General features: G+C 55.1%; 10 protein-coding genes. 5 read left to right on the forward strand and 5 right to left on the reverse strand.

The annotated features are described in order from the left end of the window. A partial coding sequence (locus tag ACZ1HM_RS21090; protein ID WP_472744689.1) for a hypothetical protein occupies positions 1–192 on the reverse strand: 192 nt, incomplete at its 3' end. 150 nt (positions 193–342) lie between these two features. Then, entirely contained in the window at positions 343–747 is a 405-nt protein-coding gene (locus ACZ1HM_RS21095; RefSeq protein WP_472744690.1) for a hypothetical protein, read from the reverse strand. 706 nt (positions 748–1,453) lie between these two features. On the opposite strand from ACZ1HM_RS21095, the gene ACZ1HM_RS21100 reads away from it, so the two are divergent. The 4 genes from ACZ1HM_RS21100 (at position 1,454) to ACZ1HM_RS21115 (ending at position 7,387) form a co-directional block, all read left to right on the forward strand. Beyond that, the gene (locus ACZ1HM_RS21100) at positions 1,454–3,046 is read left to right on the forward strand and encodes a hypothetical protein (protein ID WP_472744691.1); all 1,593 of its coding nucleotides are present in this window, start codon (positions 1,454–1,456) and stop codon (positions 3,044–3,046) included. Then, the gene (locus ACZ1HM_RS21105) at positions 3,043–3,618 is read left to right on the forward strand and encodes a DUF4214 domain-containing protein (RefSeq protein ID WP_472744692.1); all 576 of its coding nucleotides are present in this window, start codon (positions 3,043–3,045) and stop codon (positions 3,616–3,618) included. The genes ACZ1HM_RS21100 and ACZ1HM_RS21105 overlap by 4 nt, the downstream gene beginning before the upstream one ends. A gap of 149 nt (positions 3,619–3,767) precedes the next feature. Beyond that, complete coding sequence (locus tag ACZ1HM_RS21110; protein ID WP_472744693.1) at positions 3,768–6,338, forward strand: tetratricopeptide repeat protein; 2,571 nt, start codon at positions 3,768–3,770, stop codon at positions 6,336–6,338. A gap of 68 nt (positions 6,339–6,406) precedes the next feature. Beyond that, a complete protein-coding gene (locus ACZ1HM_RS21115; RefSeq protein ID WP_472744694.1) occupies positions 6,407–7,387 on the forward strand; it encodes an NAD-dependent epimerase/dehydratase family protein in 981 nt (326 codons plus the stop codon). 21 nt (positions 7,388–7,408) lie between these two features. On the opposite strand, the gene ACZ1HM_RS21120 is transcribed toward ACZ1HM_RS21115, so the two are convergent. After that, positions 7,409–9,688, reverse strand: a complete 2,280-nt coding sequence (locus tag ACZ1HM_RS21120; protein ID WP_472744695.1) for a mechanosensitive ion channel family protein — start codon at positions 9,686–9,688, stop codon at positions 7,409–7,411. A gap of 219 nt (positions 9,689–9,907) precedes the next feature. Between ACZ1HM_RS21120 and ACZ1HM_RS21125 the strand changes: the two genes are divergently transcribed. Then, positions 9,908–10,447: a recombinase family protein gene (locus ACZ1HM_RS21125; RefSeq protein WP_472744696.1), complete on the forward strand. Its 540-nt coding sequence runs from the start codon at positions 9,908–9,910 to the stop codon at positions 10,445–10,447. 544 nt (positions 10,448–10,991) lie between these two features. On the opposite strand, the gene ACZ1HM_RS21130 is transcribed toward ACZ1HM_RS21125, so the two are convergent. Both ACZ1HM_RS21130 and ACZ1HM_RS21135 read right to left on the reverse strand, forming a co-directional pair. Further along, positions 10,992–12,566 (reverse strand): matrixin family metalloprotease, encoded by a 1,575-nt coding sequence (locus ACZ1HM_RS21130; RefSeq protein WP_472744697.1) that lies wholly within the window; start codon positions 12,564–12,566, stop codon positions 10,992–10,994. 362 nt (positions 12,567–12,928) lie between these two features. Continuing rightward, positions 12,929–13,921, reverse strand: coding sequence for a glycosyltransferase family protein (locus ACZ1HM_RS21135; RefSeq protein ID WP_472744698.1), 993 nt, complete (start codon positions 13,919–13,921; stop codon positions 12,929–12,931). Between the last annotated feature and the right edge of the window lies 1 nt (position 13,922).

Below are 13,922 nucleotides of genomic sequence, written 5' to 3' on the forward strand. Positions count from 1 at the left end.
CTTGCCAAGCAGAGAAGTGCTTGCCCCAAGGAAAGACCCCAGTTCAGCGACGTCCCCTGCGCCGCTGCACCAATCGCGTGTGAGATAGTAAAGCATGGCACCCTCAAAAGCGCCGAGCTGAGCGTGGCCCAGTCTCTTCATTGGATACGCGACGCGCTGATCTTCGCGCCAGGTCTTGGCCGGCAATGTCATGGCTATGAGCCTCTCGAAAAGTTCGTGAAGCGACTCATAGCCAATCGGACCTACGAGGTAAACTGAACCATCGTGGTACTTGCCAAATCTGTTCTGCGGCCTCAGGCGCGCATTGTGCAGATGGACCAAAGGCCAATCATGCACTAACAATCAAGTTGGGCCACTTAAGTGGGGCTGATCATAGCCATCAGTATGGGCACCAACCACCCGAATGGTGGGGGAACCCGTCACACCAATGTCGCCCCCTTGGTCCGCGACCTGCACAAACTCGATGTCCGCATGCGCTGACCAGGCATCAAAGGCGCGCTGCAACGTCGCCGCGAAGTCAAACGGCAGGAAAGTGGCCATATCAACTGTCGAACCGCTGAAAAACTGGTCCGTCGCATCATCCAGGCCAGCACCGGCAAGGCTCCATATGATGGTACCACCGCCAGCACCCAGGCTGGAGGTATATCCGCCGCCACCTGTCCAACGGCCGCCAGATGTAACAAAGTCCTCCGCTGTGCGCAGTTCAGGAATACCAAAGGTCGGATCATAGACGCCATGGCAGTGCAAATGGCCCTCAACATGACTGTGACCCTCGCACCCACAAGATCCGCAATCGCATCCGTCAGGGTGGGGCTCTTCTTTGAGGCTCATGCAAAGATCGGACTAACATTCATCATGGTGCTCACGTGTCATCGCTTCTGCGTCCATACAGATCATTTCCCCACTCTAATTTTTTGAAGCTGAAGTGCCGCCTAGGGCAGGCATCCGCCGTCACATTTGCCTTTTCCTGAGACAGTGCCACAGGGGCCATCTATCCGACAACGACCAACAGCGCGGGATGCGTAAATGTGCGAATTGCTGCGACATCCGCTGCACGGTTGGGCCAAAATCCACCAGCGTTACAAAGAGCGGGGAAAGCTGGCTTTGTGGTGACGGTGATTGGGAGGTGTGAACATGCGACCGGTAATTCGGATTATGTAATTATTTTCATCTATTTTGGCCGAAAAATGCTCACTTTTGCTCACCTGGCCGTACTCTCAATCGAAAGCGGATCGATTCCTCAAAGCGCTGTCTCGTTCTATGAAACAACCGATAGGCATTTCTGGGCATTGTTTCTAAGTCAGTCCGAATTTGAAAAATTTTTCACATAAAAACAGATAATTAGAAAGAAATCATTGATCCACCATCCCCAACTAAGGCACAAATATGGCGGGGATGGGGCACAATTGGGTTTGGGGGAAACTTCAGGCTCACAATAGTGAGCTGCTGTGCTATGCCAACTCTATCGCTCTCAACTGTCCAAGGAACCGGGCATTTTGTCTCCGCCCAGATGTTCGGCGCCAATGTGGTGTTTGAGCAGACCCAAAATGGTGCGCCTACAACCGCTTATGCAGCAGCGGCTGAGGTGCTTGGGGTGCACAACATCCGATTTGGAGGAGGGCAGGCTGATCTGGACCCCGTCACTGGAGGTACCGCTGGGGGGCGGCCCATTGACGGGGTGTCAGCCATCAACATCGTCGACATGCCGGGGGGCATGTTACGATCCGAAGTAGTGAACTACTTCGCATGGGCGCAGGCACAAAACCAACCGGTGCAAACCACGCTGATCATCCCCACCAAACACCTCTCTGCGGCGGATTATGCAGCTTTCGGGCAGGACATTGCTGCCTTTGTCCAAACGGTCATGCAGCAATACGGCCATCTGATCTCTGCGTTTCAGATCGGCAATGAATATTGGGAGATGGGCGAGACGGCTTATGGCCAGAAAGCCTCCATCGCCGCCGAGGCCATCGCGCAAGGCATGTCTTGGGCGGGCATAGCCCCGCAAAACCAGCCCAAGATCCTGGTGCAGATGGCCACAGCTGGCAACAACGGATCCGAGTTTGGCCCCAGCACGCCCGGCAGCTACACCGCGCGCACGGAGGCCGCCAATCAGCAGATCATCGCGCAGCTCAGCGATGGGGCCCGCGATGCCATCGATGGGGTGACGGAGCATTATTACTACAACCGCACGGATCTCACCTTTGCCGAAGGCGCGGACCTGCGCGCGATCGATCAGGATTACGCAATCTGGGACGCCGCCTTTGGTAAAGAGCTGAGTTTTAACATCACCGAATGGAACATCCGCACCACAGCGCATGAGATCCAGGGCATGGTGGGTGCCTCCACCCTGGTGCATCAGTTTGAGAACATGATCCGCATGGGCGTGGATGCCGCGCATATCTGGGCGATGGATTACCATTCCCGCACCGCGCTGACACTGGATACGGATTATGGCGTGCGGCTGGACGGCCAGGGACGGCTGACGAATTCCCCCACGGGGGCGGTCTATGATCTGATGTCCGAAGATCTTATCGGTAAAGAACTGCTGTCCGCGTCGTTTTCCAGCGGCGTGCCGGGGGTGGATGTCACCGCCTATGCCTCAGACCGTGAGGCGGTGCTCTATATCTCGTCGCGCAGCTGGGATGTGATGTCTTTTGATCTGGATCTGGGCGGCGCCCTGCCCGCGCAAGGCGCTGTAACCGGCGTGCAGGTCATGCTGGACCGCACGGGCACCAATGGCCAGCAGTGGGAGCGCGGCGAGGCGGCAGACAGCCTCTGGGTCGATGGCGCGCCCTATTACTACAATGAACACGATGCGGATGTGGTCCTGCGCGATCTCTATTTTCAGAACGCAAATGACATTGCGCTGACGCTCAACCCCTTTGACGTGGTGGCGTTGACGCTACAGTTGGGCGCCACCCCCCTGCCCCGCGCATCGCAGAACCGGTGCCAACACCCGTGGTGCCGGAGCCTGCCCCCAGTACACCGGCACCCACGCCCTCTTCTCCTGCCCCGACGCCCAGCACACAAGGCAACTGGATGAGCCTGCCTGCAAGCGGCGGACAGCTCTCTGGCACGGCCGGCATTGATACGCTGGCGCTCAGCCATGCCCGCGCCGAGGTGGAGCTGCTCTTTAACGGCTACGGCTGGGCCGAGGTCTATGGCGGTGTCCTGGGCTATACCGTCATCCTCGACAGCATCGAACGGCTGGCCTTTACCGACGGCCTGCTGGCGCTGGATAAATTTGGCACCGCAGGTGAGGCTTACCGCCTTTATCAAGCCAGCTTTGACCGCACCCCGGATGCCCCGGGCCTGCAGTTCTGGATGGAACACCTCGACAGCGGCGCGGTCTCACTGGAACAAGCCGCTGCGGCCTTTATCAACTCCGCTGAGTTCCAAAGCGCCTATGGCAGTGCGCTCAGTGACGCAGCCTATCTGGATCTGCTCTATCTCAACGTGCTGGACCGCATGCCAGATACGGCGGGGTATGATTTTTGGGTAGCCCAGCAAGCAGCCGGTCTCAGCCGTGCGGACATGCTGGTGTCCTTTTCCGAAAGCGATGAGAACAAGGCGAGTGTCGCACCCCAAATCGATGACGGGATTTGGTTCGGCTAGCCCTAAGGTCGTTCGTAGATCCTAAATGCGTAGACGCATAGGCAAGTATTTGTATAACCCACTTCACCACACGTCATGGGGGCTTACGAGCACGCTCATTATAGCATAATTGTTTGCACCAAACCAAAGGCCTCAAATCCGGAGGATAAATGGCGAAGATTCAGGTGGAAAAAGCTCTGCTGCGCGCAAGAACCCATGAGCGAAACGGCAAAGCAGAGCAAGCCCGCAGTATCTACAACGCGATTCTGGCAACCTTTCCCAAGAATACGCGAGCAAGAAAAGCAATTCAGCGGTTGAACAAAACGGTGAACCCTCAAAACCAACCCGATCAACCAAGGCCTCATGAAGTAAACATGGTGCTTACCATGGAACATGCGGGAAATCACCAAGAAGCGGTTAACCATGCCACAGAACTCCTAAATCGCTACCCCACCACAACATTGCTCTGGAATCTCTTAGGAAAGGCGCATGCTGCACTGGGTCATTTTGCGCAAGCGGAACGCGCGTTCCGCAAAGTCACAGCACTCGAACCCGATGCAGTCGCAGGTTATACGCTGCTTGCATCTGCACAAATCAAGTTGCGGAACTTCGAAGGGGCGGTTGCGACATACAAACGCGTAACCGAACTTCATCCAGACAATGTACTCGCTTACAACAATATGGGTTTAGCCTTGCGAGAACTGGGCAAATCCCAAGACGCCGTTATCTCATTTCAGAAGGCCATTTCTCTCAGGCCAGATCTTCCCGAGAGCTATCATAACCTAGGGCTTGCATTTCTTGCTCTAGGTAAATTTGATCTAGCACGTATTGCCTTTCAGCAGACAATCAAACTCAAACCAAAGCATGCCGAAGCGCACTACAACATGGGTAACTTATTGAAAGCACAAGGAGCACCAGAGGACGCCCTTACGTACTACGAAAAAGCTCTCGAACTCCAACCAGAGTATATCAGAGTCTATAATGACATGGGTGTTGCGCTGGCTGAAATAGGAAGATTAGACGATGCCATTAGGAGCTATGAAGCATTACTCTCTGCTGATCCAAAAAATGCTTTTTGTTACAATAATTTAGGAAATGCACTCCGTAAAAATAAAGATGGCGACAGAGCCAAGTCAGCCTATCAAAAGGCACTTAGCATTAAACCAGATCATGCCGATCTACATATCAACTTAGGCGCACTACTAACCGAACTAGGGGATCTTGATGGAGCAGAAGTTGCGTTTCAAAATGCACTGGCCATTAACCCGCAAGATGTTGAGATGCTTCTTAACTTAGGCAAACTAAAAGTTCGTCAGGGGAAATTAGACGAAGCCATTGCGGCCTTCAAAGACGCAATGGAAGTAAATCCGAGTTTTTCGCAAGCAGAGAGTGCAAAGATACATAACATGCATCATTGCTGTGACTGGAGTGACGATGCGGTTATTCCAGAAGCTTGCGAACGTCTTGGGATCAGCTCCTCTGCCGTAGCCCCATTTTCAATGTTTGCGGTCGAAGACGAACCAAGACGCCAGAAAGTAAGATCTCGCAAAAAAGCTCATCAGCTGCCCCGAACACCCCACCATGCCACTCCCCTCCCTCCCAAAGTCAAACCTAAGAGGTTTCGGATTGGATATTTCAGTGCCGATTTTCACAACCACCCAGTACTTTATCTCGCACTAGGTTTTCTACTCAATCACAGCAAAGATGCGTTTGAAACCTATGCATTTAGCTATGGCCAGTACAAAAGTGGCGATCGACGCCTACGCGCCAAGTCCGCAGTTGATCATTTCATCGATGTTGCGGGATTATCAAATGAAGAAGTTGTTCAACTCGCTCGCCATCATGGCCTAGACTTTGCCGTCGACTTAACAGGCTACACAGCGCACTCACGGTCTGAACTTTTTCAATCCCGCTTGGCTCCTATCCAGATTAACTACTTAGGCTTCCCTGGCACTATGGGTGCGGATTTCATGGACTATATTATCGTAGACCAGACACTCGTCCCCCCTGAACAACGACAACACTATGATGAACGATGCATCTACATGCCACACAGCTATCTACCTAATGACGATACGCTGGAGATTGCTAATGATAGCACTACTAGATCTGATTATGAGCTCCCAGAAGATAGCTTCGTCTTTTGCTGCTTTAACAACAACTACAAGATCCGTTCTCCCGAATTTGACATCTGGATGCGTCTGCTTGCGAAAGTCGAAGACAGTGTTCTGTGGGTACGAAAGTCTAACGATTGGGCCAAAGACAACCTGCGCAAAGAAGCGATACAGCGTGGTGTAGACCCGTCCCGCCTTATCTTTGCCGACAAAGTAGCAGATCACGCCACACATCTTGCGCGCCATAAGCATGCAGACCTCTTCCTCGACACTTTCAACTTTAACGCCCATACAACTGCAAGCGAAGCTCTTTGGGCAGGCCTTCCCATCGTCACGAAAGCTGGCCGACAGTTTGCCGCACGCGTCGCGGCCAGCGTGCTCTCGGCTGTCGGATTGCCGGAATTGATCACTTACAGCGAAGAAGAGTATGAAGCCCTGATCCTAGAACTGGCCACCGACAGAAAACGGTTGAAGGAAGTCAGGGAGAGGCTCGCAATAAACCGGTTGAGCAAGCCATTGTTCAAGTCGAAAGAGAATACAAAGCTACTCGAAAATGGCCTCCTCCAAGCATATGAACTCTATTTTGACGGCAAACCACCTCAAGATATCTGGTGCGCCGCCGGCTAGCCTAAGATCACTCAATTTCGTCAGCGACATGCGCCCTGACGTTAGGGTACCCGCCCGAAGGAACTCAAATGTCTAGTATAAAATCAACATTGGTTTGCGGCGCAGGAGGCTTCATAGGAGGTCATCTTGTTAGAAGGCTGAAGGAAGAAGGCTTCTGGGTGCGAGGGGTCGATCTCAAGCATAATGAATTTCGTGCAACCGAGGCTGACGACTTTATCATCGGTGACCTACGCAATCAGGCGTTAGTCGCGCAGATCATGGATCGCCCGTTCGATGAGGTATACCAGCTTGCCGCGGATATGGGGGGCGCTGGCTATATCTTCACTGGAGAGAATGACGCTAACGTCATGCACAACTCCGCTTTAGTAAACCTCAACATGATCGAAGCATGCCGTAAAATGGGTATCAAGCGCGTGCTATATTCTTCGTCAGCATGCGTTTACCCCGAACATAACCAAGAAGATCCAGATAATCCAAATTGCGCTGAAGACAGCACATATCCTGCCAACCCAGATAGCGAATATGGTTGGGAGAAACTTTTCTCCGAACGGCTCTATCTTGCTTACAATCGAAACTATGGCATGGAATGTCGCGTTGGCCGGTACCACAACATCTTTGGCCCGGAAGGGACCTGGGATGGCGGTAAAGAAAAAGCGCCTGCAGCACTATGCCGCAAAGTTGCCGAAGCTGAATCTGGGGGGGTGATAGACGTTTGGGGAGATGGTAAACAAACCCGATCGTTTCTCTATATCGACGAATGTATCGACGCGACATTGCGGCTCTTAAGATCAGATTTTGAGGGGCCTGTGAACATAGGGTCGGAGGAGATGATCGCTATCAACGACCTCGCCCAAATGGCTATCGACATATCCGGTAAGTCACTTTCAGTAAATAATATCCCTGGCCCACAAGGTGTTAGAGGCAGAACATCGGACAACAGGTTGATCCAAGAGAAGCTCTCTTGGTTACCTCAACAGTCCCTTAAGGAGGGTATGCAAAAAACCTATCAGTGGATCGATCAACAAGTACAACAGCGCCAAAATAACTAAGCTTCAGGCCCAGGGTCAGACCTAACGATCATCCGATCCACCTCCCGGCACCATCCCAGCCTGCTCCTGCGCCGCCTGGCTCGCCGCCGCCGCAATCGCGGCCTTATCTTCGTCCGTCAGCTCATCGCGCCCTGCCGTATCCGGCAGCGCCACGCGCACCTCGCGACGGGCAAAGTCGATGCCGTTCTCACCAAACGCCGCCTTCACGCGGTTGAAGATCTCTTTACGGATCATGAACTGCTTGCCAGGCTTCGCCATGAACTTGCCCCTGATCACCATGCCAACTTCGTCGATCTCAAACACGCCCTGAGACTTAAAGGGCTGCAGAAAATCCTCGCCCAGAATCTCGTCTTGCAACAGGTCCTGACCGATCTTTTTGAAGATCTTCTTCACCTTATTGGGATCGGTATCAAAGGGCACCGTGAACTTCAGCTTCATGATTACCCAATCGCGGGAATAGTTCGTAATCTTGGGCACTTCGCCATAGGGAATGGTATGCACCGGCCCCTTGTGGTGCCGCAGCTGTAGCGAGCGGATGGAGATCTTCTCCACCGTGCCCATGGTCCCGTCGATCTCTACATATTCCCCTGTGCGAAAGGCGTCATCCACCAAGAAGAACACGCCTGAGACCACATCCGTGACCAGCTTCTGCGCGCCAAAACCAATGGCCAGACCGACGATACCAGCACCAGCCAGCAGTGGCGTGGTGTCCACGCCCACATTGCCAAGCGCCAGAAGCAGGAAAAGCACCACAATGGCCACCCGCACCACCATCAGAATAAGCGGCAGCACGGTGGACAGACGTGAGCCACCTGCCCCACCGCCATCCCCGCCAAAATCGGCATTGTCCGGATCATAGCCCGAGGCGGTAAACTCCGCCGCCAGCTTGCGGTTGATATAGAGCGAGGCCACCTCATACAGCAGATAGCCAAAGGACAGGATAATCAGGAACTCGATCACTCGGGCGGCCAGACGTTCCCCCACACCGGCTGCGGCCAACTCTGCAGGGTCCAGCCCCCAGGCGCGTGCCAACACGATTACAATGATGCCAAAGACAATGATCCGCCCGATGCGGATGTAGGAGCGCAGCGTGGCGTGATAGGCGCGTTCGGCCACGGTCCCTTCACCCACCATGGGCGGCACCAGGTGGCGCACCAGGCCCCGAATGCCCGTATCCATCGCAGGCAAGAAACTTAAAAGCGTCAGTGTGACGTAATGCGGTGCCCCCGCCAGCAGTTGAAAGTTGCCATAGCTGACGATGATGTTGACCAAATACCAGGTGAAAAACGCCATGAAAATCAGGAAATACGGATAAGCCCGCGCCACCAACTCTTCGCCGCGCGTGACCTCATGACCTCCGCGCATCATATCCGACATCGCATCGCGGTAGCGCCAGACCAAGAGCCCCAGATAGACATGTACCGCCAAATTGAGCCAGAAGCCCAGACGCGTCTCGCCCATGGGTACGCCGTTGAGCGCATTGAACTGCACGATGACGTTTGAAAACCCGATAAGTAGCGCCAGCCAGACTGAGTGACGCACAATGACCTTGGCATTTTCATCGGTGGCATAAACAATCCGGTAGGCTGGGTTCTGCGGTGCCATGAAGAAGCGGCTGATGGCCCAGGCCATGCGCGGAAATCCAATCAGCCACCAGCCAATGAGCCCCACATAGACCTGCATCTCAGGCGGAAAGATCACGACGGAGACACCCCAGGTGGTCAGCACAAAGAGGATCACCGCCACCACATCTCGGCAGAGCCGCTGGAAAAGTGAAGTCAGCGTCTGGCGCAGGTTTTGTTCCTCGGTCGCAGGCAGTTCATGAAACCGCAGGGTAAGCCGGCGGAAAACCCATTCCACCGCCAGGCCAATGGCCACCGTAGCTGCCATCAACGCCAGAAAAAGCCCGACGCCAGAGGCCCCAAAGCCATTGAAAAAATTGACAAAAGCCTCGCCCTGTTTAGAGAACATCAGCGGCACCCGCTGCACCGCGATGGTGACCGAGCCAAAGGCGCCTTGCGTGGCATGATAGATCAGATCAGAGACAGCTGCCTGCTCATCCGTACCCGCCGCTTCGGCCCGCAGCGCCATCTGCGCCAAAAGCACCTCGCGCACCTCAGCATCCGACAACCGCGAAATCAGCGCATTGGCTTCATCTGTGCTCAGCGGCTCTTCTAGCAAGGCTGCTGTATTGTCCTCCGCCGGGGCGCTTCCGCCTAAGAACAAGCTCTGGGCCGGGGCCTCAATGGTGGTCCATACAGAAATGGCCAATGCCATCAGAACAGGCAAAAGAAAGCGCACGTGATGTCTCCGAAAATCGTCCCCTACGAAATGACTGTTGCCAGAGCACGGTTCAGTTGTCACGTGATTACGACCAACTTCAAGAGCCGACACCACACCCCATCAAGCAATTTCAATCTACGTTAGAGAACCGATGATAGCGATCCGGAGAAATTTGGAGATGTAGAAAAGCAGAGGCGCAAGAATTGCCAAAAACGGTCGTTTTTGTCACGATAGGACATGATCATTGGATATGCTCGCGTCTCGACAGACGATCAGAAACTTAACGCGCAAACTGACGCTCTAACAGCGGCCGGTGCTGAGCGGATATTTGCGGACAAGGCCAGCGGCACAAAGCAAGATCGCCCCGAGCTTAGAAAGATGATCGATCAACTACGCTCAGGTGATGTGGTGATCGTCGCTAAGTATGACCGGCTCGCCCGCTCGCTGCGCGATCTGCTCGATCTGGTAAAGACCATCAAAGATCGTGGTGTGGGCTTCCGATCTCTTGCCGAGGATATCGATACGACCACACCGGCTGGCCGGCTCATATTCCACGTCTTTGCCTCTATCGCTCAATTTGAGCGCGAGCGCATCGCAGAGCGTACGAAAGAAGGGCTAATAGCTGCGAAAGCGCGCGGGCGTGTCGGTGGTCGCCCACCTGCCCTATCAACCACACAGAAGTCCGAAGTGCGCCGCATGCGCGATGATGAGCAACGGGCAATATCGGAGATCGCCAGGCTATTTAGAGTAAGCGAGCGAACGGTACGTCGAGCATGATGCAAACGCACTTCCCGCAATGGAGATCAGTATGGAACATCTGGCCGGCGCCAAAATTCGATTAACCCATATCTACGAAGTTACAGCATGAAAGGCGCGGCCTGGGCTTCCTGCATGACGCCTAAGACATAAGTGCTTAACTTGCGCCAAACTAACTCTGCACGTTCCTAGAATTTATCGCTCTCTACTTCAAAACAACCGCTAAAATCTTACCCCGGCCTAAAACATACGCTACAACCATTACATGTTTTTATGACCTCAAACCACTCTAACCCTAAAATTTAGTAAAGCCTTAAAAAATAGGAAATTTTAAAGAGAATGCTTTCTATACTTCAACATTTGTCAACAGGTTCAGCTTTCATGCGCTTACATAATCTGCAGGCACTTATACACGCATAACGGTATCTTCCGTCGTGCTGATTTCAATATTTTTCAACAAGGCAGTCTATTTATTTGAGACTGGGATAAAACCACGGGCAGCTTACCTTATTGTCCCAGCACACCACATCCTCTTTAGATATTCATTGCGAGAGTGTGTAAGGCATCACCCTGCCTCATAAGACAGATCCAACACCCCCACGAGCGGCATCAGGAAATCGCCTGAGCTTGCACTCAAAGCATCCGCATAATGCGCGTCAGCCGCATCATAGGCGTCTTCCTTGCTGCCCGAAGAGCCGTCAAAGAGCGCCATCACCTCTGCCGCGTCTGAGACATTGGACATGCCCCGGTGCACAGCGAAATAGGCGCCGACATCCACTTTATCTGACAGATAAGCCCGGTCCTGCAGCACCTGGGAGATGAATTCCGCCGAGGCCCCCGCAGGATAGGCCGCTTTGGCCCCTTCGAGCACTGACAGGATAAACGTATCGCGCCCCACCGCACCGCTGCTGAGCGCATCGACCCAGAAGGCAAAGCCTTCGGCGTCAGGGACGCGGCCCAGCACGTTGTTGTAGACGGCCGTGGCAAAGGCCGTATCGCTCATGCTGTCAGGATAGGTCGTGCGGGTCTCGACCTGATCGATGAAAAGGGCGGCCATCTGTTGCAGGGACAGCCCGTCTTCAAAGGCATCGCCCCAAAAGGCCAGGCCCACGGCATCCGGCGCGCGGTTGAAATAGGCGATGTATAATTCGACGATCTGATAGAATTCGCCTGCAGAAAGCTGCGCTACCCCGTCAAAGGCATCCAAGTTGAACACCACATTGCTGGAGCTTGCGCCACTGGACTGGAAGGCAAGCTGTTCGATGTTGATCAGCTGGTCATTGCCATCGCGGTCCGCCATACGGTCCGTCAGCGTGATCGCGCCCGCGGTCAGCGTCAGCGTGTATTGGCTCTGATCGCCCGACAGCGTCAGCGTATCCGTCCCGCCCATGCCATCAATCACGTCATCACCGCTGCGGGCGGAGAAGGTGTCATTGCCCCGGGTGGCGACGTAAGGCACGGCAATGGGATCAGGGGCAGGGTCCGGTTCAGGGTCTGACACCGGCGGGGGCGCGGGCTCTGGCTCCGGTTCTGGTGTCGGCTCAGGAACGGGATCTGGTGCAGGCGCTGCGTTCTGCGCTGCCCCGTAAAACAGCTGGGCGCCCATGATGTCGCCCTCGGTCAGCCCCGGTAAATCACTGATATCGCTGGAATACATGATCGTATCGGGGTCTGTGGTATGGTTCAGACCCAGGATATGGCCAATCTCATGCAGGGCGACCTGGAAAAAGCCCACCTCATTGCGGCCCACGTCTTTGTCCGTGGTCCAGTTCTCGGCACTGTCAAAGCGGATTTCGCCTTCGGTGAAGGAAAACAACGTCTCGGTGGTCTTATAGCCCCGGCTGGAAGCCTCACCGACCACGTCATAGGGGCCGTCCATCACGTCCCACCCCAGGCGCACCTGGGTCTGCGATCCGTCAGAGACTTCGACAAAGTCGATGTCTGCCACGTCTTCCCAGGCCTGAAACGCATCTCTGATGGCGTCGCGGTAGGCGGGATCTGTGATGTAGTCAGAGAAAACAAACCCCGTGCCAGGGGTTTCCGCAAAGCTCCAGTACACGGTGCCACCAGGCGTACCGTATTCCCCTTCACCCCATTTGGCATTGCTCAAATGGTATTTGTTCGAGCAAAACTCGCACATGCCAGAACTCCCTCAACCGATCCACCCGGAGGTACGTTCTGCACCGCATATGCGGACATATTAGGGCGAGACTATGTTAAAATATGATTGAGGGTGCCCCGGGCGGAGCCCTGCCAATGGGGGTATTTTGACCAGCGTGGTTAAGCCGATATGAAGATGGGAACGTAAGTTTTGGGATGCGATAGCAGGGCAGTGCCGGCCCCTGGGTGGCGCTGCCAACGTGGGTTGCGGCCACTTTATGGTCGCAAAGCACGTCTTTCACTCACAGGTCTGTGCCCAGCCTCAACAAAAGCGCCGGCCCGTGGGAGGGGCCGGCACTGCCCGGTGGCTGCGAGCAGCCTTGTTCCGGGCAAGCGTTCAAATCAGAGGCTGTCCCGGGCTGCCATAGCCCCCGCCGCATCCGCCCCAAACCGCGTGGCCACCTCAGCCACCCCTTGCGCATAGCCCGCAGGCGCGTGGTGGCTTTCCAACCGCGCGCGGCCCGCCAGGCCTTTGGCACGCCCCTCTGTGGGATCCTCCGCCAACTGACGGATCAACCGCTGCAGCGCTGGCCCTTCGTGATCTGGATCAATCTTGAACACCGTCTCATCGGGCAAATCGGCATACCAGCCCAGATCCGTCACCACCGACGGGGCCGCCGCATTCCAGATCCGCATCTGACTGCCTGAGGCCTCGCCCATCGTGGGATGGCGAAGGTTGAAGACAAGATGCGCCTCGGCCAGACGCGCATCCAGCTCCGCTTCCTCAACAAATCCGTGCAGGCGCACCTGACGGGCGATGCCCAGCTCTGCCGCGCGGCCTGCGATATAGCCAGGATCCCAGATCTTGCCCATCACATCGAGCTGAAAGTCGATCTCACCCTTCAAGGGGGCCAGCGCCTCCAGCACGTTCTGCAGCCGCCTATTGGGGCCGGTATAGCCAAACTGCATCAGCCGCATGGGACCAATGCCAGAGCGGATCACCTCAGGCATCGCCGCTGAGGGACGGAAAGGCAGATCGCGCAGATAGGTGGGCAGCTCCGGCGCCGCTGCGGCCACCGCATCGCGCGCCACTGGCGTGTGGGTCAGCACAGACACCGCATGTTTCAACGTCAGCTCAAAGCCCGCATAGCGGTGCGCCAGATCGCCGGGTGTCATTTCGTCCTTATAAACCGCATGGACGCTGTCCAGCCCCGACTGCCCATGCCAGCGGAACATCTCCGCATCATAGACATCGCGGGGAAAAAGATCCCGCTCCATCGCGTCAAAACACATCTCCTGGATGGCCATGTCATGCAGCACCACGATGGAAGGGATGCGCTGGATCATCCGCAGAAAGCCTGCGTGAAACGGCCAGGCGTTGCCGATGTTGACCATG

The organism is Sulfitobacter sp. GN1-4 (assembly GCF_055693825.1).

Coding starts and splice junctions, on each gene's coding strand:
- ACZ1HM_RS21110 (WP_472744693.1), top strand. CDS start 3,768: ATGGCGAAGATTCAGGTGGAAAAAGCTCTGCTGCGCGCAAGAACCCAT.
- ACZ1HM_RS21115 (WP_472744694.1), top strand. CDS start 6,407: ATGTCTAGTATAAAATCAACATTGGTTTGCGGCGCAGGAGGCTTCATA.
- ACZ1HM_RS21135 (WP_472744698.1), bottom strand. CDS start 13,921: ATGGTCAACATCGGCAACGCCTGGCCGTTTCACGCAGGCTTTCTGCGG.
- ACZ1HM_RS21105 (WP_472744692.1), top strand. CDS start 3,043: ATGAGCCTGCCTGCAAGCGGCGGACAGCTCTCTGGCACGGCCGGCATT.
- ACZ1HM_RS21130 (WP_472744697.1), bottom strand. CDS start 12,566: ATGTGCGAGTTTTGCTCGAACAAATACCATTTGAGCAATGCCAAATGG.
- ACZ1HM_RS21100 (WP_472744691.1), top strand. CDS start 1,454: ATGCCAACTCTATCGCTCTCAACTGTCCAAGGAACCGGGCATTTTGTC.
- ACZ1HM_RS21125 (WP_472744696.1), top strand. CDS start 9,908: ATGATCATTGGATATGCTCGCGTCTCGACAGACGATCAGAAACTTAAC.